The organism is Streptomyces solicamelliae, assembly GCF_045348655.1.
Lineage (GTDB): Bacteria > Actinomycetota > Actinomycetes > Streptomycetales > Streptomycetaceae > Streptomyces > Streptomyces solicamelliae.
On sequence record NZ_CP160404.1, the window covers coordinates 5,320,001 to 5,345,672 of the forward strand.

General features: G+C 71.1%; 13 protein-coding genes, 1 tRNA gene and 2 rRNA genes (1 of these 16 only partly in view). 12 read left to right on the forward strand and 4 right to left on the reverse strand.

Annotated elements, in window-relative coordinates; translation table 11 throughout:
- The 3 genes from ABZO31_RS24820 to ABZO31_RS24830 form a co-directional block, all read left to right on the forward strand.
- A 23S ribosomal RNA gene (locus tag ABZO31_RS24820) occupies positions 1-1,887 on the forward strand (it extends 1,229 nt beyond the left edge of the window).
- Between the two features lie 82 nt (positions 1,888-1,969).
- A 5S ribosomal RNA gene (gene rrf, locus ABZO31_RS24825) occupies positions 1,970-2,086 on the forward strand.
- 5 nt (positions 2,087-2,091) lie between these two features.
- Positions 2,092-2,164: transfer RNA gene (locus ABZO31_RS24830), tRNA-Thr, on the forward strand.
- Between the two features lie 123 nt (positions 2,165-2,287).
- Here the strand turns inward: ABZO31_RS24830 and ABZO31_RS24835 are convergent.
- Complete coding sequence (locus ABZO31_RS24835; RefSeq protein ID WP_406863484.1) at positions 2,288-4,942, reverse strand: SpoIIE family protein phosphatase; 2,655 nt, start codon at positions 4,940-4,942, stop codon at positions 2,288-2,290.
- A gap of 285 nt (positions 4,943-5,227) precedes the next feature.
- Here ABZO31_RS24835 and ABZO31_RS24840 point away from each other — a divergent pair, with 285 nt between their 5' ends.
- The 9 genes from ABZO31_RS24840 (at position 5,228) to ABZO31_RS24880 (ending at position 19,381) form a co-directional block, all read left to right on the forward strand.
- Positions 5,228-10,708 carry a HAMP domain-containing protein gene (locus tag ABZO31_RS24840; protein ID WP_406863485.1) on the forward strand — a complete coding sequence of 1,827 codons (5,481 nt, stop codon included), beginning with the start codon at positions 5,228-5,230 and terminating at the stop codon, positions 10,706-10,708.
- A gap of 279 nt (positions 10,709-10,987) precedes the next feature.
- The gene (locus tag ABZO31_RS24845) at positions 10,988-11,656 is read left to right on the forward strand and encodes a response regulator (RefSeq protein WP_406863486.1); all 669 of its coding nucleotides are present in this window, start codon (positions 10,988-10,990) and stop codon (positions 11,654-11,656) included.
- Positions 11,657-11,782: 126 nt separating this feature from the next.
- On the forward strand, positions 11,783-14,560 hold the full coding sequence (locus ABZO31_RS24850; RefSeq protein WP_406863487.1) for a DNA translocase FtsK: 2,778 nt from the start codon (positions 11,783-11,785) through the stop codon (positions 14,558-14,560).
- Between the two features lie 316 nt (positions 14,561-14,876).
- Positions 14,877-15,641 carry a helix-turn-helix domain-containing protein gene (locus ABZO31_RS24855; RefSeq protein ID WP_406865463.1) on the forward strand — a complete coding sequence of 255 codons (765 nt, stop codon included), beginning with the start codon at positions 14,877-14,879 and terminating at the stop codon, positions 15,639-15,641.
- A gap of 95 nt (positions 15,642-15,736) precedes the next feature.
- Positions 15,737-17,224 (forward strand): 30S ribosomal protein S12 methylthiotransferase RimO, encoded by a 1,488-nt coding sequence (rimO, locus tag ABZO31_RS24860; RefSeq protein WP_406863488.1) that lies wholly within the window; start codon positions 15,737-15,739, stop codon positions 17,222-17,224.
- Positions 17,221-17,898, forward strand: a complete 678-nt coding sequence (gene pgsA / locus ABZO31_RS24865; protein WP_406863489.1) for a CDP-diacylglycerol--glycerol-3-phosphate 3-phosphatidyltransferase — start codon at positions 17,221-17,223, stop codon at positions 17,896-17,898. The genes rimO and pgsA overlap by 4 nt, the downstream gene beginning before the upstream one ends.
- On the forward strand, positions 17,895-18,404 hold the full coding sequence (locus ABZO31_RS24870) for a CinA family protein (protein ID WP_406863490.1): 510 nt from the start codon (positions 17,895-17,897) through the stop codon (positions 18,402-18,404). The genes pgsA and ABZO31_RS24870 overlap by 4 nt, the downstream gene beginning before the upstream one ends.
- 109 nt (positions 18,405-18,513) lie before the next feature.
- Positions 18,514-18,897: a helix-turn-helix domain-containing protein gene (locus tag ABZO31_RS24875; protein WP_318102754.1), complete on the forward strand. Its 384-nt coding sequence runs from the start codon at positions 18,514-18,516 to the stop codon at positions 18,895-18,897.
- A gap of 214 nt (positions 18,898-19,111) precedes the next feature.
- On the forward strand, positions 19,112-19,381 hold the full coding sequence (locus ABZO31_RS24880) for a hypothetical protein (protein ID WP_406863491.1): 270 nt from the start codon (positions 19,112-19,114) through the stop codon (positions 19,379-19,381).
- Here ABZO31_RS24880 and ABZO31_RS24885 read toward each other — a convergent pair.
- Genes ABZO31_RS24885 through ABZO31_RS24895 form a run of 3 tightly spaced genes read right to left on the reverse strand, consistent with a single transcriptional unit; the run spans position 19,329 to position 25,600 of the window.
- The gene (locus tag ABZO31_RS24885) at positions 19,329-20,093 is read right to left on the reverse strand and encodes an SDR family NAD(P)-dependent oxidoreductase (RefSeq protein WP_406863492.1); all 765 of its coding nucleotides are present in this window, start codon (positions 20,091-20,093) and stop codon (positions 19,329-19,331) included. The two genes, ABZO31_RS24880 and ABZO31_RS24885, sit on opposite strands and share 53 nt — an antisense overlap.
- A 36-nt stretch (positions 20,094-20,129) precedes the next feature.
- Positions 20,130-20,939, reverse strand: a complete 810-nt coding sequence (locus tag ABZO31_RS24890; RefSeq protein WP_406863493.1) for an Fpg/Nei family DNA glycosylase — start codon at positions 20,937-20,939, stop codon at positions 20,130-20,132.
- Positions 20,940-20,974: 35 nt separating this feature from the next.
- Entirely contained in the window at positions 20,975-25,600 is a 4,626-nt protein-coding gene (locus ABZO31_RS24895; RefSeq protein WP_406863494.1) for an ATP-dependent helicase, read from the reverse strand.
- Positions 25,601-25,672: the final 72 nt, after the last annotated feature.

The following is a 25,672-nucleotide window of genomic DNA, read 5'->3' on the forward strand; positions in this document are numbered from 1 at the left end:
AGCGGGGCTCAAGCGTACCGCCGAAGTCGTGTCATTGCAGTACATACCCCCAACGGGGACTGTGATGGGTAGGGGAGCGTCGTGTGCCGGGTGAAGCAGCCGCGGAAGCGAGTTGTGGACGGTTCACGAGTGAGAATGCAGGCATGAGTAGCGATACACACGTGAGAAACGTGTGCGCCGATTGACTAAGGGTTCCTGGGTCAAGCTGATCTGCCCAGGGTAAGTCGGGACCTAAGGCGAGGCCGACAGGCGTAGTCGATGGACAACCGGTTGATATTCCGGTACCCGCTTTGAAACGCCCAATATCGAGCCCATTAATGCTAAGGCCGTGAAGCCGCCCCGGAGCCTTCGGGCAAAGGGGAGTGGTGGAGCCGCCGACCCAAGGTGGTAGTAGGTAAGCGATGGGGTGACGCAGGAAGGTAGTCCAGCCCGGGCGGTGGTTGTCCCGGGGTAAGGGTGTAGGGCGCTGTCTAGGCAAATCCGGACAGCACATAGCCTGAGACCTGATGCCGAGCCGATTGTGGTGAAGTGGATGATCCTATGCTGTCGAGAAAAGCCTCTAGCGAGTTTCATGGCGGCCCGTACCCTAAACCGACTCAGGTGGTCAGGTAGAGAATACCGAGGCGTTCGGGTGAACTATGGTTAAGGAACTCGGCAAAATGCCCCCGTAACTTCGGGAGAAGGGGGGCCATCACCGGTGATGAGTCTTGCACTCTGAGCTGGGGGTGGCCGCAGAGACCAGCGAGAAGCGACTGTTTACTAAAAACACAGGTCCGTGCGAAGCCGTAAGGCGATGTATACGGACTGACGCCTGCCCGGTGCTGGAACGTTAAGGGGACCGGTTAGCTCTGTTTCGACAGGGCGAAGCTGAGAACTTAAGCGCCAGTAAACGGCGGTGGTAACTATAACCATCCTAAGGTAGCGAAATTCCTTGTCGGGTAAGTTCCGACCTGCACGAATGGCGTAACGACTTCTCGACTGTCTCAACCATAGGCCCGGTGAAATTGCACTACGAGTAAAGATGCTCGTTTCGCGCAGAAGGACGGAAAGACCCCGGGACCTTTACTACAGTTTGATATTGGTGTTCGGTTCGGCTTGTGTAGGATAGGTGGGAGACTTTGAAGCGGCCACGCCAGTGGTTGTGGAGTCGCCGTTGAAATACCACTCTGGTCGTGCTGGATGTCTAACCTCGGTCCGTGATCCGGATCAGGGACAGTGTCTGATGGGTAGTTTAACTGGGGCGGTTGCCTCCCAAAGGGTAACGGAGGCGCCCAAAGGTTCCCTCAGCCTGGTTGGCAATCAGGTGTTGAGTGTAAGTGCACAAGGGAGCTTGACTGTGAGACCGACGGGTCGAGCAGGGACGAAAGTCGGGACTAGTGATCCGGCGGTGGCTTGTGGAAGCGCCGTCGCTCAACGGATAAAAGGTACCCCGGGGATAACAGGCTGATCTTCCCCAAGAGTCCATATCGACGGGATGGTTTGGCACCTCGATGTCGGCTCGTCGCATCCTGGGGCTGGAGTCGGTCCCAAGGGTTGGGCTGTTCGCCCATTAAAGCGGTACGCGAGCTGGGTTTAGAACGTCGTGAGACAGTTCGGTCCCTATCCTCTGTGCGCGCAGGAATATTAGAAGGGCTGTCCCTAGTACGAGAGGACCGGGACGGACGAACCTCTGGTGTGCCAGTTGTTCTGCCAAGGGCATGGCTGGTTGGCTACGTTCGGGAGGGATAACCGCTGAAAGCATCTAAGCGGGAAGCCTGCTTCGAGATGAGTATTCCCACCTCCTTGAGAGGGTAAGGCTCCCAGTAGACGACTGGGTTGATAGGCCGGATGTGGAAGCCCAGTAATGGGTGGAGCTGACCGGTACTAATAGGCCGAGGGCTTGTCCTCAGTTGCTCGCGTCCACTGTGTTAGTTCTGAAGTAACGAACACGCCCCCCTACGGGTGGTGCGGCGGTTCAACTTCATAGTGTTTCGGTGGTCATAGCGTTAGGGAAACGCCCGGTTACATTCCGAACCCGGAAGCTAAGCCTTTCAGCGCCGATGGTACTGCAGGGGGGACCCTGTGGGAGAGTAGGACGCCGCCGAACAACCCGCCCTTTTAGCTCAGTCGGTAGAGCGTCTCCATGGTAAGGAGAAGGTCAACGGTTCGATTCCGTTAAAGGGCTCAGAAAGAAGGCCCCCGCCAACAGGCGGGGGCCTTTTTCGTTTTCAGGAACCGGGGTACCGGGACCAGCAAGCGACTTCATGAGGAAGGCCGGCGCCCTCTCGGGCGCCGGCCTTCTCGCGTTTCACTCGCCCTTCAGCGGCTCCGGCAGGCGCATCGCCAGGATCGCCATGTCGTCCGACGCCGGCTCCACAGCGAAGCGTTCCACCGCCCGCAGTACTCGCGCCGCGACCGCACCGGCGGTCAGGCCCGTACACGTCGTCAGGACCTCCGTCAGGCCGTCGTCGCCCAACATCCGCGTGCCCTCGCGGCGTTCGGTCACGCCGTCCGTGACGCACAGGAGCACGTCGCCGGGATCCAGCGTGATCGTCTGCTCGTACAGCTCCAGATCGTCCATGACACCGAGCAACGGCTGCGGATCCGCGGCCGGTTCGACAGTGCCGTCCTGGCGGAGCCGGAGCGGCAGAGGATGGCCGGCGCAGACGACCTTCAGTACCGCGGAGCCGTCCTCTTGCGGCCACAGCTCCCCGTACAGGAGCGTGAGGAAGCGGCTGCGGGCGCCCTCGTCGAGGATCGCCGCGTTCAGGCGCTCCAGGACCGCCGGGCCGCCGAAGCCCTCGCGGGCGAGGAGGCGCAGCGCGTGCCGGGCGAGGCCGGTCACCGCGGCGGCCTCCGGGCCCGTGCCGCAGACGTCGCCGATGGCGAAGCCGTACGCGCCGTCACGGATGGGGAAGAGGTCGTAGAAGTCGCCGCCGACCTCGTTGCCCTCGCCGGCGGCGCGGTAGATGACCTCCACCTCGACGCCGGGGATCTGCGGCAGGCCCGGCGGCAGCAGACTGCGCTGCAGGGAGCGGCTGATGGCCATGCGCTCCGAGTACAGGCGTGCGTTGTCGAGGGCGAGGGCCGCCCGGCGGGAGAGGTCCTCCGCGAGCTCCAGGATCTCCTGGCGGAAGTGGTCGTCCGACGGCTTGCCCAACGTGAGCATGCCGATGACGCGGTTGCGGGCGAACAGCGGCAGGACGACCGTCTCGCCGCCGACGGCGGCCGCGGTGGCCAGCGTGGTGCTGATGCCCGAGGACAGCGGTCCGGTGTGGTCCTGGCCGAGCTCCGCCATGGAGGTGGCGAGCGCGGCGCGGTGCGCGGCGTCGGCCGGGGCGTGCCAGACGCGGGCGCCGGGGGTCGGCACCGCGTCCGGCGGGGCGATGGAGGAGAGCAGTTCCTTGAGGCCGTCGATACGGTCTTCGTCCTCGTGCAGGACGTACGAGAGGCTGGGCTCGGACGTCTGGTCGGCGATCGTGTAGACGGCGCACCAGGTGGCGAGCGTCGGCACGGTCATCTGGGCCATCAGGGCCAGGGTCTGGTCGCGGTCGAGGGTGCCGGCCAGGAGGTCGGAGGCCTCGACGAGGAAGCTGAGCGAGCCGCGGCGCAGCCGTTCCAGTTCGCCGAGGCGGGCCGACTCGACGGCCAGGGCGATCCGGTCGGCGGCGAACTGCAGGCGCAGCGCCTCCTCGTTGGAGTATCGCCCGGCCCCCTCGGCGGCGACGCCGAGCGATCCGGTGAGGCGGCCCTCGACCTTGAGCGGCACGGTGACGACGGAGCGCATGCCGGTGCCGTCGAGGAGCGGTGCGGCTCCGGGGACGGCGGCCAGGTCCTCGTGGACGGCGGGCATCCGGGCGGAGCCGTACCGGCCGGCGCCGGCCTCGACGGGCACGCGGGCGAAGCGCTGGCGGGCGGAGGGCAGGCCCGTGGTGGCCCGTACCTCGAGTTCGGTCTCGTCGTCGGTGGCGAGCAGCAGGAAGGCGGAGTCGCCGTCGAGCATGTCGCGGGCGCGTTCGACGGTGCGCTGGAGCAGTCCGTCGAGGTCGTCGGGGGCGGGGGAGCCGATGAAGACCTCGAAGGGGTCGGCGGCCCGGCTCTCGGCGCCGGATTCGGCGACCGGCGGGCGCAGCGGCGTCTGGAGGACGGCGCGCTCGTGGTCGCGGACGAGGAGGCAGACCGTGGACGGGTCGCCGTGGGTGTCGCGGACGCGGAGATGGGAGGCGTACACGGGGACGACGCGGCCGTCGTCGCCGCGGAGCCCGTAGCTGCCCTCCCAGCGGGAGAGCTGGAGGGCCTCGGCGAGGCCGGTGCCGATGCCGGGGGTGTGGGGCCAGGCGGCGAGGTCGGCGAGGGGCTTCCCCAGTACCTGTTCGGGTGAATATCCGAAGAGATGTTCGGAGTCTTCGTTCCAGGCGGTGATGGACCCGTTGCCGTCGATCTGGACGACGGCCACCCGGACCCGGTCCTCGGTCGCCGGCAGCAGGTCGACGGGGAGCGCCGGGCCGGCCGTGCGGGTGCCCACGGTGCGTGCGGGCAGGTCGAGTTGGAACCAGACCTTCTTGCGGGTCGCGGTGTACTCGACGCCCCAGCGGGCGGCGAGCGCGGCGCAGAGCAGCAGGCCGCGGCCGTTCTCTCGGTCGGGGTGGGCCAGTGTCCGGCCGCCCTGGACCGGGATCTCCCGTTCGGGGTAGTGGTCGGAGACCTCGACCCGTACGCCGTGCTCGGTGCGCAGGCACAGCACATCGGCGGCGGTGCCCGCGTGGACGACCGCGTTGGTGACGAGTTCGCTGGTGAGGACGACGGCGTCGTCGACGACGTCGCCATGGCCCCAGCCCTGCAGGGTGTCCCTCACAAAGGCGCGGGCGGTCGCGACCGACCGGCCGACTGGGTCGAAACTGGCGGCGGCCCGCGCGGTGATCACAGAACTCCTCGTACGCGTCTCGACGCCCGGCTCTGCCATGGTCGGCTGCCCCTCCCGGTGCCCGGTGGTCGTGCTGCGCGTCACACCGCCCCCGGCCGGGCAGCACGGGGCGGTTGGACAGTCGGATGCCAGGTTACTTACCTTCGCTGTCCGGGCGGGTGCCGGTCGTCACTGTTTCCGTCCCCCGGAGTCGGGGACGCTATGCGAAGTCGCCGAACTGTTATGGCCTGGTTCGGCTGCGGTGAAACACTGGGAAGGCTTCCCGGGACTGCGGAAGCGGTGCTGCGCGGAGCGGCACGGGTCGACCCCTGCGGGAGGGACACGGTGGAGTCTGGCGTGACGGCGCGACGCGGCAGCGGTTCGCGCGCGAAAGGCGGACGGTCCCGGAGCAGTGGGACGGTGCAGGTCGACGCGGCCGCGCTGGAGCGGCTGCTCGGGGCCCTGGTGGCGATGCGGGACGGGAACTTCCGCCGCCGGCTGACCGTGAACGGCGACGGCGTGATGTCGGAGGTCGCCGCCGTCTTCAACGAGGTCGCCGACCGGCAGCTGCATCTGACCGGGGAGCTGTCCCGGGTGCGCCGCATGGTGGGCCGCGAGGGGAAGCTCTCGGAACGGCTCGAGGTCGGGCCGAGCGAGGGCACCTGGGCGGCCGCGGTCGAGGCGGCGAACCAGCTGGTCGACGATCTGACGCGGCCGGTCTCCGAGGTGGGCCGGGTGCTCTCCGCGGTGGCGGAGGGCGACCTGGAGCAGCGGATGGAGCTGCGCTCGGAGGGGCCCGAGGGCTCGGTGCGGCCGCTGCGCGGGGAGTTCCTGAAGGTCGCCCGTACGGTGAACAACCTGGTCGACCAGCTCTCGGCGTTCACCGACGAGGTGACGCGGGTCGCGCTGGAGGTCGGTACCGAGGGCAAGCTGGGCGGTCAGGCCCAGGTGCGCGGTATGTCGGGTTCGTGGAAGGACCTGACGGACTCCGTCAACACGATGGCGTACCGGCTCACCGCGCAGGTGCGCGACATCGCCATGGTGACGACGGCGGTCGCCAAGGGCGATCTGTCGCGGAAGGTCACCGTCCATGTGGACGGCGAGATGCTGGAGCTGAAGAACACCGTCAACACGATGGTGGACCAGCTCTCGGCCTTCGGTTCCGAGGTGACCCGCGTGGCCCGCGAGGTGGGCACCGAGGGCGAGCTCGGCGGCCAGGCCGAAGTACCGGGCGCGGCGGGTGTGTGGAAGGACCTCACGGACTCCGTCAACACCATGGCGGGCAACCTGACCAGTCAGGTGCGCGGGATCGCCGAGGTGACGACGGCCGTCGCCAACGGCGACCTGTCGCAGAAGGTCCGGGTGAGCGCGCGCGGCGAGGTGGCCCAACTCGCCGACACCATCAACCAGATGACCGAGACCCTCGCGGTGTTCGCCGACGAGGTGACCCGCGTGGCGAGCGAGGTCGGCGCCGGCGGTGTGCTCGGCGGACAGGCGCAGGTGCCCGGCGCGGCCGGTACCTGGAAGGACCTGACCGACTCGGTCAACACGGTGTTCCGGAACATCACCACACAGGTGAGGGACATCGCGCAGGTGACGACGGCGGTGGCGAACGGCGACCTGTCGCAGAAGGTCACCGTCGACGTCAACGGCGAGATGCTGGAGCTGAAGAACACCGTCAACACGATGGTGGACCAGCTCTCCGCCTTCGGTTCCGAGGTGACCCGGGTGGCCCGGGAGGTCGGCGTCGAGGGTCTGCTCGGCGGTCAGGCGCACGTACCCGGTGCGGCCGGCACCTGGAAGGACCTCACCGACTCGGTGAACACCGCCTTCCGCAACCTCACCGGCCAGGTGCGCGACATCGCCCAGGTGACGACGGCGGTGGCGAACGGCGATCTGACGCAGAAGGTCACGGTCGACGTCGCGGGCGAGATGCTGGAGCTGAAGAACACCGTCAACACGATGGTGTCGCAGCTGTCGAACTTCGCCGACCAGGTGACCCGGATGGCGCGCGACGTGGGTACGGAGGGTCGCCTCGGCGGTCAGGCCCGCGTCGAGGGTGTGTCGGGCACGTGGAAGGAGCTCACCGACTCCGTCAACTTCATGGCCGGCAACCTGACCTCGCAGGTGCGGCAGATCGCCCAGGTGACGACGGCCGTGGCCCGCGGTGACCTGTCGCAGAAGATCGACGTGGACGCCCGCGGCGAGATCCTGGAGCTGAAGAACACCATCAACACGATGGTGGACCAGCTCAGCGCCTTCGCCGAGCAGGTCACCCGGGTGGCCCGTGAGGTGGGCACCGACGGCCGCCTCGGCGGCCAGGCGCAGGTACCCGGTGTGGCAGGCGTGTGGCGTGACCTGACGGACTCGGTGAACGGCATGGCCGGCAACCTCACCGCCCAGGTGCGCAACATCGCCCAGGTCGCCACCGCGGTGGCCCGCGGCGACCTCTCCCAGAAGATCGACGTGGACGCCCGCGGCGAGATCCTGGAGCTCAAGAACACCCTGAACACGATGGTCGACCAGCTGTCGAACTTCGCGGAGCAGGTGACGCGGGTGGCCCGCGAGGTGGGCACCGAGGGCATCCTGGGCGGCCAGGCCGAGGTGCAGGGGGTCTCCGGCACCTGGAAGGACCTCACCCAGTCGGTGAACTTCATGGCGAACAACCTGACCAGTCAGGTGCGCAACATCGCTGAGGTCACCACCGCCGTGGCCCGCGGCGACCTGTCGAAGAAGATCACCGTCGACGCCAAGGGCGAGATCCTCGAGCTGGTCACCACCGTCAACACGATGGTCGACCAGCTGTCCAACTTCGCCGACGAGGTGACCCGGGTGGCCCGCGAGGTGGGCACCGAGGGCATCCTCGGCGGCCAGGCCCGGGTGCGCGGCGTGACCGGCACCTGGAAGGACCTCTCCGACAACGTGAACCTGATGGCCAACAACCTGACCAGTCAGGTGCGGAACATCTCGCGCGTGTCGGCGGCGGTCGCCAACGGCGACCTGTCGAAGAAGGTCACCGTCGAGGCCCGCGGCGAGGTCGCCGAGCTGGCCGACACGGTGAACACCATGGTGAAGACCCTGTCGTCGTTCGCCGACGAGGTGACCCGGGTGGCCCGCGAGGTGGGCACCGACGGCATCCTCGGCGGCCAGGCCCGCGTCCCCGGCGTCTCCGGTACGTGGAAGGACCTCACCGACTCGGTGAACGGCATGGCCGACAACCTCACCGGTCAGGTGCGGCAGATCGCCACCGTCACCACCGCGATCGCCAAGGGCGATCTCACCCGGAAGATCGACATCGACGCCCGGGGCGAGATCCAGGAGCTGAAGAACACCATCAACACGATGGTCGACCAGCTGTCCAACTTCGCCGAGGAGGTCACCCGCGTCGCCCGCGAGGTGGGCACGTACGGCCAGCTGGGCGGCCAGGCGCGGGTCCGGGACGTCGACGGCACCTGGCGCGACCTGACCGAGTCCGTGAACGAGATGGCCGGGAACCTGACCCGGCAGGTGCGCGCGATCGCCGCCGTCGCCACCGCGGTGACCCGCGGCGACCTCAACCTGAAGATCGACGGCGTGGACGCGGCCGGCGAGATCCAGGCCCTGCAGGACAACATCAACACGATGATCGTCAACCTGCGCGACACCACCCTCGCCAACGAGGAGCAGGACTGGCTCAAGGGCAACCTGGCCCGTATCTCCGGCCTCATGCAGGGCCGCCGCGACCTCGACGACGTGGCGGGGCTGATCATGAGCGAGCTGACGCCGGTGGTCTCCGCGCAGCATGGCGCCTTCTTCGTGGCGATGCCGGCCGGGGCGTCCGGCGCGGCCGACGTGGGGGAGCGGGAGGAGGGCCGGTACGAGCTGCGGATGCGCGGCAGTTACGGCTACTCCGCCGGCTCGATGCCCACCTCGTTCCGGCCGGGCGAGACGCTGATCGGGACGGCGGCCGAGGAGAAGCGGACCATCCAGGTCAACGTGCCGCCGGGGTACCTGAAGATCTCCTCCGGGCTCGGCGAGGCGTCGCCGGCCCATGTGATCGTGCTGCCGGTGCTGTTCGAGGGGAAGGTGCTCGGTGTGATCGAGCTGGCGTCCTTCCAGCCGTTCACGCAGATCCAGCGGGACTTCCTCAACCAGCTCGCCGAGATGATCGCGACGACGGTCAACACCATCAGCGTCAACACCAAGACCGAGGTGCTGCTCCAGCAGTCGCAGGAGCTGACCGAGCAGCTGCGCGAGCGGTCCGCCGAGCTGGAGCACCGGCAGAAGGAACTGCAGACCACCAACGCGGAGTTGGAGGACAAGGCCGAGCTGCTGGCCCAGCAGAACCGCGACATCGAGGTGAAGAACACCGAGATCGAGGAGGCCCGGCAGGTCCTGGAGGAGCGCGCCGAGCAGCTCGCCGTCTCCATGCGGTACAAGTCCGAGTTCCTGGCCAACATGTCGCACGAGCTGCGCACCCCGCTCAACTCGCTGCTGATCCTGGCCAAGCTGCTCGCCGACAACGCCGAGACCAACCTGACGCCCAAGCAGGTCGAGTTCGCCGAGACCATCCACGGCGCCGGTTCCGATCTGCTGCAGCTCATCAACGACATCCTCGACCTGTCGAAGGTCGAGGCGGGCAAGATGGACGTCTCCCCGACCCGGATCGCGCTGGTCCAGCTGGTGGACTACGTGGAGGCCACGTTCCGCCCGCTGACCGCGGAGAAGGGCCTGGACTTCTCCGTCCGGGTCTCGCCCGAACTGCCCGCCACCCTGCACACCGACGAGCAGCGGCTGCTGCAGGTGCTGCGCAACCTGCTGTCGAACGCGGTGAAGTTCACCGACACCGGCGCGGTGGAGCTGGTGATCCGGCCGGCCGGCACCGACGTGCCGCAGTCGATCCGGGAGCAGCTCCTGGAGGCCGGCACGCTGCGCGAGGCGGACGCCGACCTGATCGCGTTCTCGGTGACCGACACCGGCATCGGCATCGCGGCGGGCAAGATGCGGGTGATCTTCGAGGCGTTCAAGCAGGCCGACGGCACGACCAGCCGCAAGTACGGCGGCACCGGCCTCGGCCTGTCGATCAGCCGGGAGATCGCCCGGCTGCTCGGCGGAGAGATCTACGCGGCCAGCGAGCCCGGCCGCGGCTCGACGTTCACGCTGTACCTGCCGCTGCACCCCATCGAGCTGCCGCCCAACGGCTACCCGCAGCCCGGCGACCTGCACCCCGACGGCGTCGACGCGGTCGCCGACGAGGCCGCGCCGCCGGCCCTGGAGGCCGCCCCGCGGACGCCGACCCTGGCTCCGGTGGAGGCACGGTCGGGCGCCGGGGCGCTGTTCCGGCACCGCCGCAAGGCGGCCGGGTGGGGCGCGGGCGGCCAGGCGGCCGGGCTGCCGGCCGGGGCCGTACCCGGGCAGGAGGCGTACGCGGAGGCCGAGGAGGAGGAGGCGCCGCGCCGCACCTTCTCCTTCGGCGGCGAGAAGGTGCTCATCGTCGACGACGACATCCGCAACGTCTTCGCGCTCACCAGCGTCCTGGAGCAGCACGGTCTGGCGGTGCTGTACGCGGAGAACGGCCGGGAGGGCATCGAAGTCCTGGAGCAGCACGACGACGTGACGGTCGTGCTGATGGACATCATGATGCCCGAGATGGACGGTTACGCGACGACGACGGCGATCCGGCGGATGCCGCAGTTCGCCGGGCTGCCGATCATCGCCCTCACCGCGAAGGCGATGAAGGGCGACCGGGAGAAGGCGATCGAGTCCGGGGCCTCCGACTACGTGACGAAGCCGGTCGACCCGGATCACCTGCTGGCGGTGATGGAGCACTGGATGCGCGGGGAGTGAGCGGACCCGCCGGCGGACGGACCGCCGGACTATGCGGATCGAATGTGCCCGGAAGCGTGTGGGACGGTGGTGTACGGGGAACCTTCTCGTCTCTCACAGCGTTTCTGCTATGTGCACAGTGACATCACGGTGACTGGGTGTGGCGACAGGCGGGGTGCGGCTACGATGACCGGCACAAGGACGGACGGCGCATGGGAGTCGTCTTCTGGGGCGGCCCTCGGTGCGTCCCCCGGCACGACCGGCCGGGGAGAGCCCACGCCGGGGCGAGGAGGACGGGGCATGGTGCAGAAAGCCAAGATCCTCCTGGTCGATGACCGGCCGGAGAATCTGCTGGCGCTGGAGGCCATCCTCTCCGCGCTCGATCAGACGCTGGTGCGGGCATCGTCCGGGGAGGAAGCGCTCAAGGCGCTGCTGACGGACGACTTCGCGGTCATTCTGCTGGACGTCCAGATGCCCGGCATGGACGGGTTCGAGACCGCGGCGCACATCAAGCGGCGGGAGCGGACGCGGGACATCCCGATCATCTTCCTCACCGCCATCAACCACGGCCCGCACCACACCTTCCGCGGGTACGCGGCCGGCGCGGTCGACTACATCTCCAAGCCGTTCGACCCCTGGGTGCTGCGCGCCAAGGTCTCGGTGTTCGTCGAGCTGTACATGAAGAACTGCCAGCTCCGCGAGCAGGCCGCGCTGCTGCGGCTGCAGTTGGAGGGCGGTGCCGGACCCGCCAGGGAGTCCGCCGGACTGCTCGCCGAGCTGTCCGCCCGGCTGGCCGCCGTCGAGGAGCAGGCAGAGGCGCTGTCCAAGCAGCTCGACGACGACTCCGCGGACGCGGCCGCCGTCGCCACGGCGGCCCATCTGGAGCGCAAGCTCACGGGGTTGCGCCGGGCGCTCGACGCGCTGGAGCCGGGCACGGGCGGAGCGCCCAGCCTCCCGGCCCAGACCTGACGTACCGTCACGCGGAGGCGCCCGTGATGAACGGGCGTCAGTTTCCGGCCCGCTGAAGGGCGACACGGACGGGTGAAGCGGTGGGCAGGAGTGTTCACCGCCGTCTCCACCGGTAACCTCAGCATCATGGCCTCACGTACGTCCGGCAAAGGTTCCCAGGGCACGGCGGGCACCGCGAAGCCGCGTGCCGGCCGTACGACGGGCGCCGCGAAGAAGGCGGCACCCGCCAAGCCCCCCGCCAAGCCCGCCGCGAAGAAGACCGCGGCCAAGAAGGCCCCCGCCCGCAAACCCGCGGCGAAGAAGGCCGCACCCAAGCCCGCCCCGTCCCCGACCGGGGGCGTGTACCGGCTGGCCCGCGGCGTCTGGCTCGGCCTCGCGCACGCGGTCGGCGCGATGTTCCGGGGCATAGGGCGCGGCGCGAAGGGCCTCGACCCGGCGCACCGCAAGGACGGTCTGGCGCTGCTGCTGCTCGGCCTCGCGCTGATCGTCGCCGCCGGCACCTGGTCCAATCTGCGCGGGCCCGTCGGCGACCTGGTCGAGATGCTGGTCACCGGCGCCTTCGGGCGGCTCGACCTGCTCGTACCGCTCCTCGTCGGCGCCATCGGGATCCGGCTGATCCTCTACCCGGAGAAGCCCGAGGCCAACGGGCGCATCGTCATCGGACTGTCCGCGCTGGTCATCGGCGTGCTCGGCCAGGTCCACATCGCCTGCGGCTCGCCCGGCCGCGGCGAGGGCAGCGACGCGATACAGGACGCCGGCGGCCTGATCGGCTGGGCCGCGTCCAAGCCACTGATCTTCATGACGGGCGAGGTCCTCGCCGTCCCCCTGCTCGTCCTGCTCACCGTCTTCGGGCTGCTCGTCGTCACCGCCACCCCCGTCAACGCCATCCCGCAGCGGCTGCGCGCCCTGGGCGAGCGGCTCGGCCTGGTCGAACGCGAGCCGGACCCCGAGGACGCGAAGGCGTACGACGACGACGCCTGGCGCGCGTCCGAGGCTCGGCGTGCCCGTCCCGCCCGCCGCCGCGGCGCGGAGACCGACGGCGCGGCCGACGCCGACCGGGCCGAGGAGGAGGCGCTCAGCAGCCGCAGGCGCCCGCGCCGCGGCTCCGTGCAGCCCGACTTCGACCGGCCCATGGACGCGGTGGACGTCGCCGCCGCCGCGGCCGCCGCGCTCGACGGCGCCGTGCTCAACGGCATGCCCCCGTCCCCGCTGGTCGCCGGCCTCACCCGCGACGTCACCGCCGACCGGGAACGCGCCGCGGCGATGGCAGCGGAGGCCAGGGCGGCGGCCGACGACGAGGCCCGCGCCGAGCCCGGCGTGCCGCCGGCCCGCGGATCCGAGCGCCCCGGCGCCGTACCCGACCTCACCAAGGCCGCCCCCGAGCCCACCGACCTGCCGCCGCGCGCCGAGCAGCTCCAGCTCTCCGGCGACATCACGTACGCCCTGCCGTCGCTCGACCTGCTGGAGCGCGGCGGGCCGGGCAAGACCCGCAGCGCCGCCAACGACGCCGTCGTGGACTCGCTCACCAACGTCTTCACCGAGTTCAAGGTCGACGCGGCCGTCACCGGCTTCACCCGCGGCCCGACGGTCACCCGGTACGAGGTCGAACTCGGCCCCGCCGTGAAGGTCGAGAAGATCACGGCGCTGACCAAGAACATCGCCTATGCGGTCGCCTCCCCGGACGTGCGGATCATCTCGCCGATCCCCGGCAAGTCCGCGGTCGGCATCGAGATCCCGAACAGCGACCGGGAGATGGTCAACGTCGGCGACGTGCTGCGCCTCGCGGACGCGGCCGGCGACGAGCACCCGATGCTGGTGGCGCTCGGCAAGGACGTCGAGGGCGGCTACGTGATGGCCAACCTGGCGAAGATGCCGCACGTGCTGGTCGCCGGCGCCACCGGCTCCGGCAAGTCCTCCTGCATCAACTGCCTGATCACGTCGGTCATGATAAGAGCGACCCCCGAGGACGTCCGGATGGTGCTGATCGACCCCAAGCGGGTCGAGCTCACCGCCTACGAGGGCATCCCGCACCTGATCACGCCGATCATCACCAACCCCAAGCGGGCCGCCGAGGCCCTGCAGTGGGTGGTGCGCGAGATGGACCTGCGCTACGACGACCTCGCCGCCTTCGGCTTCCGGCACATCGACGACTTCAACGAGGCCATCCGCAACGGCAAGGTGAAGCTGCCCGAGGGCAGCGAGCGTGACCTCCAGCCGTACCCGTACCTGCTGGTCATCGTCGACGAGCTGGCCGACCTGATGATGGTCGCCCCGCGCGACGTCGAGGACGCGATCGTCCGCATCACCCAGCTCGCCCGGGCCGCCGGCATCCATCTCGTGCTCGCCACCCAGCGGCCGTCGGTCGACGTCGTCACCGGTCTGATCAAGGCCAACGTGCCCTCCCGGCTCGCGTTCGCGACCTCCTCGCTCGCCGACAGCCGGGTCATCCTCGACCAGCCCGGCGCGGAGAAGCTGATCGGCAAGGGCGACGGCCTGTTCCTGCCGATGGGCGCGAACAAGCCGACCCGTATGCAGGGCGCGTTCGTCACCGAGGACGAGATCCATGCCGTCGTCCAGCACTGCAAGGACCAGATGGCGCCGGTCTTCCGGGACGACGTCACCGTCGGCTCCAAGCAGAAGAAGGAGATCGACGAGGAGATCGGCGACGACCTCGATCTGCTGTGCCAGGCGGCCGAACTGGTCGTCTCCACGCAGTTCGGCTCCACGTCGATGCTCCAGCGCAAGCTGCGCGTCGGCTTCGCCAAGGCCGGCCGGCTGATGGACCTGATGGAGTCCCGCAACATCGTGGGACCCAGCGAGGGCTCCAAGGCGCGGGACGTACTTGTCAAACCGGACGAGCTGGACGGAGTGCTGGCCGAGATCCGCGGGGAGTCTCACTCGTAAGGGTTTTCAGAGCAACCGTTTCCCTTGCCCGTACGTCCAGTTGGTGGGGTGGACGGAACCGTCACCCCACCTCCCCCCGTCCCACCACCGTTCAGGCGGGCGCGCTCGGCCATTCCGATGGCGTACAGATCGCGGCCGCCCGGTTGCCCCACCCTTTCGTACCACCCATAGACTGAACGTCCAGCAGGTGGCTACACGCTCGAAAGGCGCTCTCGTGTCCATCGGCAACTCCCCCGAAGAAGACCGGAACACGCCGGCCGCCGAGCCGAACCCGGCGGTCGACGACTCGAACGCGGCGGTCGACGACCAGCCATCGATCGGTCGTGTGCTGCAGCAGGCCCGCGTCGCCGCGGGGCTCACCGTCGACGAGGTCAGCTCGTCGACGCGCGTCCGGATCCCGATCGTGCACGCGATCGAGGAGGACGACTTCTCCCGCTGCGGCGGCGACGTGTACGCGCGCGGTCACATCCGCACGCTCGCCCGCGCCGTCGGTCTCGATCCCGCCCCGCTGGTCGACCGGTACGACGCCGGGCACGGCGGCCGGCCGGCGCCGACGCCCGCCGCCCCGCTGTTCGAGGCGGAGCGGATCCGTCCCGAACCGCGCCGGCCCAACTGGACCGCCGCCATGGTCGCCGCCATCGTCGCCGTCACCGGCTTCGTCGGCTTCACCCTGGTCAACGGCGGCGACAACCAGTCCCCCGGCAACGTCGCCGAGGGCCCGGCCCCGGAGAAGAAGTCCACCAGCCCCAAGCCCACCCCGACCAAGCCCGCCGTCGACCCCAAGCCGGTCCCGTCCGAGAGCGCCATCGCCGCCATCCCGGCGGACAAGGTCACCGTGATCCTGGTCGCCGCCGACAAGAGCTGGATCTCGGCCAAGGGCAAGGACGGCAAGACGCTCTTCGCCGGCTTCCTCGACCAGGACGAGAAGAAGACCTTCCAGGACGACGAGCGCATCGACCTGGTCCTCGGCAACGCCGGGCCGATCGAGCTCTGGGTCAACGGGAAGAAGATCGACGAGAAGTTCGAGGAGGGCGCGGTCGAGCGCCTGTCCTACAGCAAGGGCGACCCCGAGGCCGGCTGATTCCGGCCCGGGGTGGCCGGCGGGCCGTCCCGACCCGTCGCGCGGGTGAACCCTGCGCGGCGGGGGAGCGGCCGGGACGAAGTAGTCTTGAGTCCATGCCCGAACGCCGTACCGTCGCCCTTGTCACTCTTGGCTGCGCCCGTAACGAGGTGGACTCGGAGGAGCTCGCAGGCCGCTTGGCAGCGGACGGCTGGGAGCTCGTCGAGAACGCCGAGGACGCGGACGTCGCCGTCGTCAACACCTGTGGCTTCGTCGAAGCCGCCAAGAAGGACTCCGTCGACGCCCTGCTCGAAGCCAACGATCTGAAGGATCACGGCAAGACCCAGGCCGTCGTCGCCGTCGGCTGCATGGCCGAGCGCTACGGCAAGGAGCTCGCCGACGCGCTGCCCGAGGCCGACGGTGTGCTCGGCTTCGACGACTACGCCGACATCAGCGGCCGGCTCCAGACCATCCTCAGCGGCGGCAGCGTCGAGGCCCACGCCCCGCGCGACCGCCGCAAGCTGCTGCCGCTGTCCCCCGTGGAGCGCCAGCAGGCCGCCGCCGACGTGGCCCTTCCCGGCCACGGCGCCGCCGCCCCCGAGGCCGCCCCGGCGGACCTGCCCGAGGGCGTGGCCCCGGCCTCCGGCCCCCGCGCCCCGCTGCGCCGCCGGCTCGACACCAGCCCCGTCGCCTCCGTGAAGCTGGCCTCCGGCTGCGACCGCCGCTGCTCGTTCTGCGCCATCCCGTCCTTCCGCGGCTCCTTCGTCTCGCGCCGTCCCTCGGACGTGCTGGGCGAGACGCGCTGGCTCGCCGAGCAGGGCGTGAAGGAGATCATGCTGGTCTCCGAGAACAACACCTCGTACGGCAAGGACCTCGGTGACATCCGCCTCCTCGAGACGCTGCTGCCCGAGCTGGCAGCCGTCGACGGGATCGAGCGGATCCGGGTCAGCTACCTGCAGCCCGCCGAGATGCGCCCGGGCCTGATCGACGTGCTCACCTCGACCGAGAAGGTCGCCCCGTACTTCGACCTGTCCTTCCAGCACAGCGCGCCCGACGTGCTGCGGGCGATGCGCCGCTTCGGCGACACCGACCGCTTCCTGGAGCTCCTGGAGACCATCCGCTCCAAGGCGCCGACGGCCGGTGCCCGGTCCAACTTCATCGTCGGCTTCCCCGGCGAGACCGAGGCGGACTTCGCCGAGCTGGAACGCTTCGTCACGCACGCCCGGCTCGACGCCATCGGCGTCTTCGGCTACTCCGACGAGGACGGCACCGAGGCCGCCTCCTACGAGCACAAGCTCGACCAGGAGGTCGTCGACGAGCGGCTCGCCCACCTGTCCCGGCTCGCCGAGGAGCTCACCGCGCAGCGCGCGGAGGAGCGTCTGGGAGAGACCCTGGAGGTACTGGTGGAGTCCTTCGACGAGGAGGACGGCCGGCTCGGCCGGGCCGCCCACCAGGCGCCCGAGACCGACGGGCAGGTGGTTCTCACCACAGGCGCGCTCACTGACGAGGACCTGGTTCCCGGCCGTATGGTCAGGGCCAAGGTCGTCGGAACCGAGGGCGTCGACCTGATCGCAGAGTGTCTGGACGAGGAGGCGGGCAGATGACCGGAGTGCCGGCATCCGCGGCGGGCGGGACCGGTAGGACGGTGCCCCGCGGCAAGCTGGGCACTGCGGCCGTCAATCAGGCCAGCCTGTGGAACATCGCCAACATCCTCACCATGGTGCGGCTGGTCCTCGTGCCGGCCTTCGTGGTGCTGCTGCTCCAGGACGGCGGGCACGACCCGGTCTGGCGCGCCTGGGCGTGGGCGGCCTTCGCCGTCGCGATGATCACGGACGTCTTCGACGGGCACCTGGCCCGGGCGTACAACCTGGTCACGGACTTCGGGAAGATCGCCGACCCGATCGCCGACAAGGCGATCATGGCGGCCGGGCTGATCTGTCTGTCGTCCCTGGGCGACCTGCCCTGGTGGGTGACCGGAGTGATCCTCTTCCGGGAGCTCGGGATCACGCTGATGCGGTTCTGGGTGATCCGGCACGGCGTGATTCCGGCCAGCCGCGGCGGCAAGATGAAGACCCTCGCGCAGGGCACGGCGGTCGGGATGTACGTCCTGGTGCTGACCGGGCCACTGGCCACGTTCCGCTTCTGGGTGATGACGGTGGCCGTCGTGCTGACGGTCGTCACCGGTCTGGATTACGTGCGCCAGGCGGTGGTGCTGCGCCGCAGGGGACTGGCCGCGGAGCGCGCCGACGCCGCCGCGAAGGCGGGGCAGCGGGCGTGAGCGAGGCCGCGAGGGTCCTGGCGCTGCTCGCGGAGCGTGGCGGCACGCTGGCCGTCGCCGAGTCCCTCACGGGCGGTCTGGTGGCCGCGGAGCTCACCGGAGTACCTGGGGCGTCCAAGACGTTCCGCGGGTCCGTCACGGCGTACGCCACGGCCCTGAAGGAGCAATTGCTGGGCGTCGACGGCACCCTTCTGGCGGAGCGCGGCGCGGTCGATCCCGAGGTCGCGCTGCAGATGGCGGCCGGTGTGCGGGTCCGCCTCGGCGCCGACTGGGGCATCGCGACCACGGGTGTCGCGGGCCCCGATCCGCAGGACGGACAGCCCGTCGGCACCGTGCACGTGGCCGTCGCCGGCCCGTCCGGGGCGGGGAAAGTGGCCTCGTTGCGGTTGAACGGCGATCGTGCGGAAATCCGTAGAGAGAGTGTACGGAGCGTGCTGGAACTGCTCGACGGCGAACTCTCAGGAAATGCGCGGGCACAGGATACGGAACACAACGGGGGGAATTGATGTTTGCAGCCCTGAGTGAACACGACATCGCTCCCCGCACGGCCGCGGCGCAAGGCGGTACGGTGGGGCGTGAAGGATGCGGCTACGCGGTCCGAGGAGGGAGCCACCGATGATTCTGCTCCGTCGCCTGCTGGGTGACGTGCTGCGTCGGCAGCGCCAGCGCCAGGGCCGTACTCTGCGCGAAGTCTCCTCGTCCGCCCGAGTATCGCTCGGCTATCTCTCCGAGGTGGAGCGGGGGCAGAAGGAGGCTTCCTCCGAACTGCTCTCCGCGATCTGCGACGCGCTTGACGTACGGATGTCCGAGCTCATGCGGGAAGTGAGCGACGAATTGTCGCTGGCCGAACTGGCCGAGTCTGCGGCGTCGAGCGAGCCGGTGCCCGCACCGGTCCGCCCCATGCTCAACTCCGTGTCGGTGACGTCGGTGACAGGTGTGCCGACCGAGCGGGTGACCATCAAGGCGCCCGCCGAGGCGGTGGACGTCGTCGCCGCCTGATCCGTGACAGGGGATTCGCCCCGGTCGCCGCCCGACAAGGGCTGCGGCCGGGGCTTTTCTGTGCGTGCCGGTGACGGAGGTGCGAGCTGCGCGGAGCCGGGCGAGACTGGCCATGAGGAGCCCGCAGTGTGCCGGTAGTGCGCCCGTGGGTGCTTCCGGTGCGCCCTGCCCCGAGGTGGGCGGGGCGGTTTAGCGTCGTCCGGAGGAGGCGGCCATGGTACGGCGACGGGTCCCGCTGACGGTGCTTGCGGTGACGCTGGCCTGCCTGTGGTTCTGGGCGGTCCTGCGGCTGCTGCTGGCGCCCGGTCAGACGGGGCTCGTGGAGGGGGCTGTCGCGGCCGGCGGCTGGGGGCTGAGTCTGCTGCCGGTGCATGTGGCGGGAATGCCTGCGGAGCGTGCGCGGCCGGGGGGACGGGCCGTGCGGGGGCGGGTCACCACGGCATCGCGACGCCGCCGTTGGGGCGGAGGATCTGACCCGTCGTGAACGACGACGCGTCGGAGGCGAGGTGGAGGACCGCGTGGGCGATGTCCTCCGGTTCGCCGACCCGGCCCAGGGGGGAGACCCGGACCATGGCCGCCTCGGCCTGTTCCTGCGCCGCCGGTTCGTGACGGTCGGTCATGGGGGTGCGGATCCAGCCCGGCGCGATCGCGTTGACGCGGACGCCGTGCCGGCCGACCTCGGCCGCCAGGGTCTTCGTCAGCTGGACCACGGCCGCCTTGGCGACGCTGTAGCAGAGCAGGCCCGGGCTCGCGGTGTCCATGGCCCCCGAGGCCATGGTGACGACGGAGCCGCGGACGCCCCCGTCGATCATCGAGGCGGCGGCGGAGCGGGCGGCGTGGAAGACGCCCTTGAAGTTCACCGCGAGCACCCGGTCGAGGTCCTCCTCGCGGGTCTCGAGGACCGTGCTGGTGTGCATGACGCCCGCGATCGCGGCCATGACGTGCAGCGTTCCCGCGGCGCGCACCGCCGCGTCCACGGCGGCGGCGTCGGTCACGTCGAGGTGGTGCACGACGGCCGTGCCGCCGCCTTCGGAGACCAGCGCGGCGGTCTTCTGCAGGCCGACCTCGTCGAGGTCCGCGCAGTGCACCGCCGCCCCGGCCTCGGCGAGCAGGACGGCGGTGGCGCGGCCGATGCCGCTCGCGGCGCCGGTGACGAACGCGGTGCGGCCGGTGAGGTCGTACGCGGTGAGAGGCATGTGCGGACCGTACGACCGGATCTGACGGTGCGTCAATCAGTGGGTGGCGGGCCCCGTCGGTGGCGGGCCCTGCTGGCAGCCGGGGCACCAGTACGTGACGCGGTCGCCCAGCGCGTCCTTGCGGACGGCCCTGCCGCAGCGCAGGCAGGGGCGGCCCTCGCGGCCGTACACGTACAGCGGGACGTCGCGCGGGGAACGGGTCGTCGTGGTGCGCCGGTCGAAGCGGTCCTTGTTCGCCTCCAGGAGCCGGCGGGCGGTGGCGACCAGCCGCTCCGGGACGTCCGGGCCGAGTGCGCCGACCGGGAGCCACGGGGTGACGGCGGCCAGGAACGCCAGCTCCGACTTGTACACGTTGCCGATCCCGGCGAGGTTCCGCTGGTCGAGCAGGGCCTCGCCGAGCGGGCGCGCCGGGTCGGCGGTGAGCCTGCGCACGGCCTCCTGCGCGTCCCAGTCCGGGCCGAGCAGATCGGGGCCGAGATGGCCGACGACCTCCGGCTCGTCGGCGGTGCGGAGCAGCGCGAGCACGGGCAGCCGGTAGCCGACCGCGACCGCCTCGGCGTTGCCGAGGATCGCGCGGATCTGGTGGGCCGGGCCGCCCCGCCAGTGCTCCTCCGGGGCGTACACCTGCCAGGCGCCGTCCATCCGCAGATGCGAGTGGAGGGTCAGGCCGCCGTCGATCCGGGTGAGCAGGTGCTTGCCGCGCGGGGTCACGTCGAGGACCGCGCGCCCGGTGAGGTCGGCCGTCGCGAACCGGGGAACGCGCAGGTCGGACCGGGTCAGGACGCGCCCGGCCAACGCGGAGTGCAGGCGATGGGCGGTCTGCCAGACGGTGTCTCCTTCGGGCATGGCACCATCATGCCCGCGGGACCCGCCACCGGCCGTTACGGGCGGAGGCGGAGGCCGCGCGGGGTGGCGTGGAAGCCCGCCGCCTCCAGCGTGCGGGAGAGCGGCGAGGTCAGGGCCGCCGTGCCGTTGATCCGCTCCACCGTGACCGTGCCGAGCTGCCCGCCGCGCGCCGAGGCGGCCAGCGCCTGGGCGGCCGCCGTCAGCGCCGGGTCGTCCGGGTCCGCGGGCCAGGACAGCAGGGTCTTGCCGCCGCGCTCCATGTAGAGCGTGAGCTCCCCGTCCACCAGGACCACCATCGAACCGGCCTTCCGGCCCGGCTTGTGACCCGCGCCGGTCGGCGGCTCCGGCCAGGACAGGGCCGCCCCGTACGCGTTCGCCGGGTCCGCGGCGGCGAGGACCATCGCGCGCGGTCCGTCGCCGGCCTCCGCGCCGCGGTCCCGCGCCGTCGCGGCGGCCCGCAGCCGGTCCACCGCGCCGTCCATCGCGAACTGGGCCGCGCCCAGGCCCTCCACCACATAGCCGCGGCGGGCCTGGCCGCTGTCCTCGAAGGCGGACAGGATGCGGTACACCGCCGAGAACCCGCCCTCGACGCCCTCGGCCGCCACCGCGCCCCGGGTGACCACGCCGTGCCGGTCGAGCAGGGTACGGGCGAGAGCGTGGGCGCGGTGCGTCGGATCGGGCTCGGCGGGCGGCAGCAGGGACCAGCGGCCGCTGACCGTCGGCGGGCCCGAGCGGGAGGCCGGGCGGGCGGCCGCGGTCAGGCTGCCGTACCGGCCGCGCGGCACCGTGCGGCGGGCGCGGTGCGCCGTCGAGCCGGCCGTGCGCCCGGAGCCGAGCACCGAACGCAGCGGCGCCAGTGTGTCGTTGGTGAGCCGGCCCGACCAGGCCAGGTCCCACAGGGCGTCGGCCAGCTGCGGGTCGGTGGCGTCCGGGTGCGTGGTGATCCGCACCTGGTCGGCGATCTGGCGGAAGAACAGGCCGTAGCCGCCGGCCAGCGCGGTGAGCACCGACTCGTGAAGCCCGGTGAGCTCCAGCGGATGCGGCGGGGGCAGCAACAGCGGGGCCGCGTCCGCGAGATACAGGGAGACCCAGCCGTCCTTGCCGGGCAGTGCGCCCGCGCCCGCCCACACCACCTCGCCGGTGGTGGTCAGTTCGTCCAGCATCCCCGGGTCGTAGTTCGTCACCCGGGACGGCAGGATCAGCTTCTCCAGGGCGGACGCCGGTACCGGCGCGCCCTGCAACTGCTCGATCGCGCGGGCCAGCCCGTCGATCCCGCGCAGCCCGCCGCCGCCCAGATGCTGCCACTGTGGCAGGAACGTGGCGAGCGCGGCCGGCGGCACGGGCTCCAGCTCGTGCCGCAGCGCCGCGAGCGAGCGGCGGCGCAGCCGACGCAGTACGGCCGCGTCGCACCACTCCTGGCCGATCCCGGCCGGATGGAACTCGCCCTGCACCACCCGCCCGGAGCCGGCCAGGCGCTGCAGCGCCCCGTCGGTGACCGCCGCGCCCAGACCGAAGCGGGCCGCGGCCTCGGCGGAGGTGAACGGGCCGTGCGTCCGGGCGTACCGCGCGAGGAGGTCGCCCAGCGGGTCCTTCACCGGCTCCGTGAACGCCTCCGGCACGCCCACCGGCAGCGCCGTGCCCAGCGCGTCCCGCAGCCGGCCCGCGTCCTCGATCGCCGCCCAGTGCTCCCCGCCCGCGATCCGCACCCGGATCGCCCGGCGGGCCCGGGACAGCTCCTCCGCCCAGCCGGACTCCGCGCCCCGCTCGGCCAGTTCGGCGTCGGTCAGCGGGCCGAGGACCCGCAGCAGGTCCGCGACGCCCTCCACGTCCTTGACCCGGCGGTCGTCCGTGCGCCACTGCAGTTCCTGCTCCAGCTCGGCCAGCACGTCCGCGTCGAGCAGCTCGCGCAGCTCGGCCTGGCCGAGCAGCTCCGCGAGCAGCCGCGAGTCCAGGGACAGGGCCGCCGCCCGCCGCTCGGCGAGCGGCGAGTCGCCCTCGTACAGGAACTGGGCGACGTAGCCGAAGAGCAGAGAGCGGGCGAACGGGGAGGGCTCCGGGGTGGTGACCTCGACCAGGCGGACCCGCCGCGACTCCAGATCACCCATCAGCTCGGTCAGTCCGGGCACGTCGAAGACGTCCTGGAGGCATTCGCGCACCGCCTCCAGGACGATCGGGAACGAACCGAACTCGCTCGCCACCTGCAGCAGTTGGGCGGCCCGCTGGCGCTGCTGCCACAGCGGCGTCCGCTTCCCCGGGTTCCGCTTGGGCAGCAGCAGGGCGCGCGCCGCGCACTCGCGGAAGCGCGCGGCGAACAGGGCGGAGCCGCCGACCTGGTCGGTGACGATCTGCGCGACCTCGCCCTTGTCGAAGACCGTGTCCGCGGCGCCCACCGGGGCCTGCTCGGAGTCGTACATGGAGTCCACGTGCACCGGGTCCTGGTCGAGGAGGTCCAGGCCCATCAGATCCGCGTCCGGCAGGCGCAGCACGATGCCGTCGTCGGCGTGCATGACCTGCGCGTCCATGCCGTACCGCTCCGCGAGCCGGGCGCCGAGCGCCAGCGCCCACGGGGCGTGCACCTGCGCCCCGAACGGCGAGTGGATGACGACCCGCCAGTCGCCCAGCTCGTCCCGGAACCGCTCCACCAGGATCGTGCGGTCGTCGGGGACGTGGCCGCAGGCGCGGCGCTGCTCGTCCAGGTACGCGATCACGTTGTCCGCCGCCCAGGCGTCCAGGCCCGCGGCGAGCAGCCGCAGCCGCGCGTCCTCCTGGCTCAGGGAGCCGACCTCGCGCAGGAACGCGCCCAGCGCACGGCCCAGTTCGAGCGGCCGGCCCAGCTGGTCGCCCTTCCAGAACGGCAGCCGGCCCGGCACCCCCGGCGCGGGCGAGACCAGGACCCGGTCGCGCGTGATGTCCTCGATCCGCCACGAGGTGGTGCCCAGGGTGAACACGTCCCCGACCCGGGACTCGTACACCATCTCCTCGTCGAGCTCCCCGACCCGGCCGCCGCCCTTCTTCGGATCGGCCCCGGCCAGGAACACCCCGAACAGTCCGCGGTCCGGGATCGTGCCGCCCGAGGTCACCGCAAGGCGCTGCGCGCCCGGCCGCCCCGTGACCGTCCCCGCGACCCGGTCCCACACGACCCGCGGCCGCAGCTCCGCGAACGCGTCCGACGGATAGCGGCCGGCCAGCATGTCGAGCACCGCCGTGAACGCCGACTCCGGCAGCGACGCGAACGGCGCGGCCCGCCGCACCAGCGCCAGCAGGTCGTCGACCTGCCAGGAGTCCAGCGCGACCATCGCCACCAGCTGCTGCGCCAGCACGTCCAGCGGATTGGCGGGGATCCGCAGCGACTCGATCGCGCCGATCCGCATCCGCTCGGTCACCACGGCCGCCTGCACCAGATCGCCCCGGTACTTGGGGAAGACCACGCCCGTCGACACCGCGCCCACCTGGTGCCCGGCCCGGCCCACCCGCTGCAGGCCCGAGGCCACCGACGGCGGCGACTCGACCTGGACCACCAGGTCCACCGCGCCCATGTCGATGCCCAGCTCCAGGCTGGACGTGGCGACCACCGCGGGCAGCCGGCCCGCCTTCAGGTCCTCCTCGACCAGGGCCCGCTGCTCCTTGGACACCGAACCGTGGTGCGCCCGGGCCAGCAGCGGCGGAGCGCCCTGCGCCGCCCCGGACTGCGCCATGATCTCGGCGGGCGGCCTGCCCTCGGGAAGAGCCTCGCCGACGGCCCGCTCGTACGCGATCTCGTTGAGCCGGTTGCACAGGCGCTCGGCGAGCCGGCGCGAGTTGGCGAAGACGATGGTCGAGCGGTGCGCCTGCACCAGATCGGCGATCCGCTCCTCGACGTGCGGCCAGATCGACGGCTTGTCGCCGCCCTCCCGCTCCTCGGTGGCCGGCGAGCCGCCCATCTCGCCCAGGTCCTCCACCGGGACGACCACCGAGAGGTCGAACTCCTTGCCGGACGGCGGCTGGACGATCTCCACCCGGCGCTGCGGCGACAGATAGCGGGCCACCTCGTCGACCGGCCGGACCGTCGCCGACAGGCCGATCCGGCGGGCCGGGCGCGGCAGCAGCTCGTCGAGCCGCTCCAGGGACAGGGCCAGATGCGCGCCCCGCTTCGTCCCGGCGACCGCGTGCACCTCGTCCAGGATCACCGTCTCGATCCCGGACAGCGCCTCCCGCGTCGCCGACGTCAGCATCAGGAACAGCGACTCGGGCGTGGTGATCAGGATGTCCGGTGGCCGCGTCGCCAGCGCCCGCCGCTCCGCCGCAGGCGTGTCCCCGGACCGGATCCCGACCCGGACCTCCGGCTCCGGCAGCCCCAGCCGCACCGCCTCCTGCCGGATCCCGGTCAGCGGCGAGCGCAGATTGCGCTCCACGTCGACCGCGAGGGCCTTCAGCGGCGACACGTACAGCACCCGGCAGCGCTTCTTCGTCTCCGCCGGCGGCGGCGTGGACGCCAGCCGGTCCAGCGCGGCCAGGAACGCGGCCAGCGTCTTGCCCGAACCGGTCGGCGCGACGACCAGCACGTCCGAGCCCTCGCCGATCGCCTTCCAGGCACCCTCCTGCGCCGCGGTGGGCGCGTGGAACGCCCCCGTGAACCAACCACGGGTCGCGGGCGAGAACGAGTCGAGCGCAGAGCCGGCCATGCCCCCCATCCTGCACCCGGCCACTGACAACCGCCCGGACCTGCGCAAACACCCGGCCGACCGGCCCGCCGA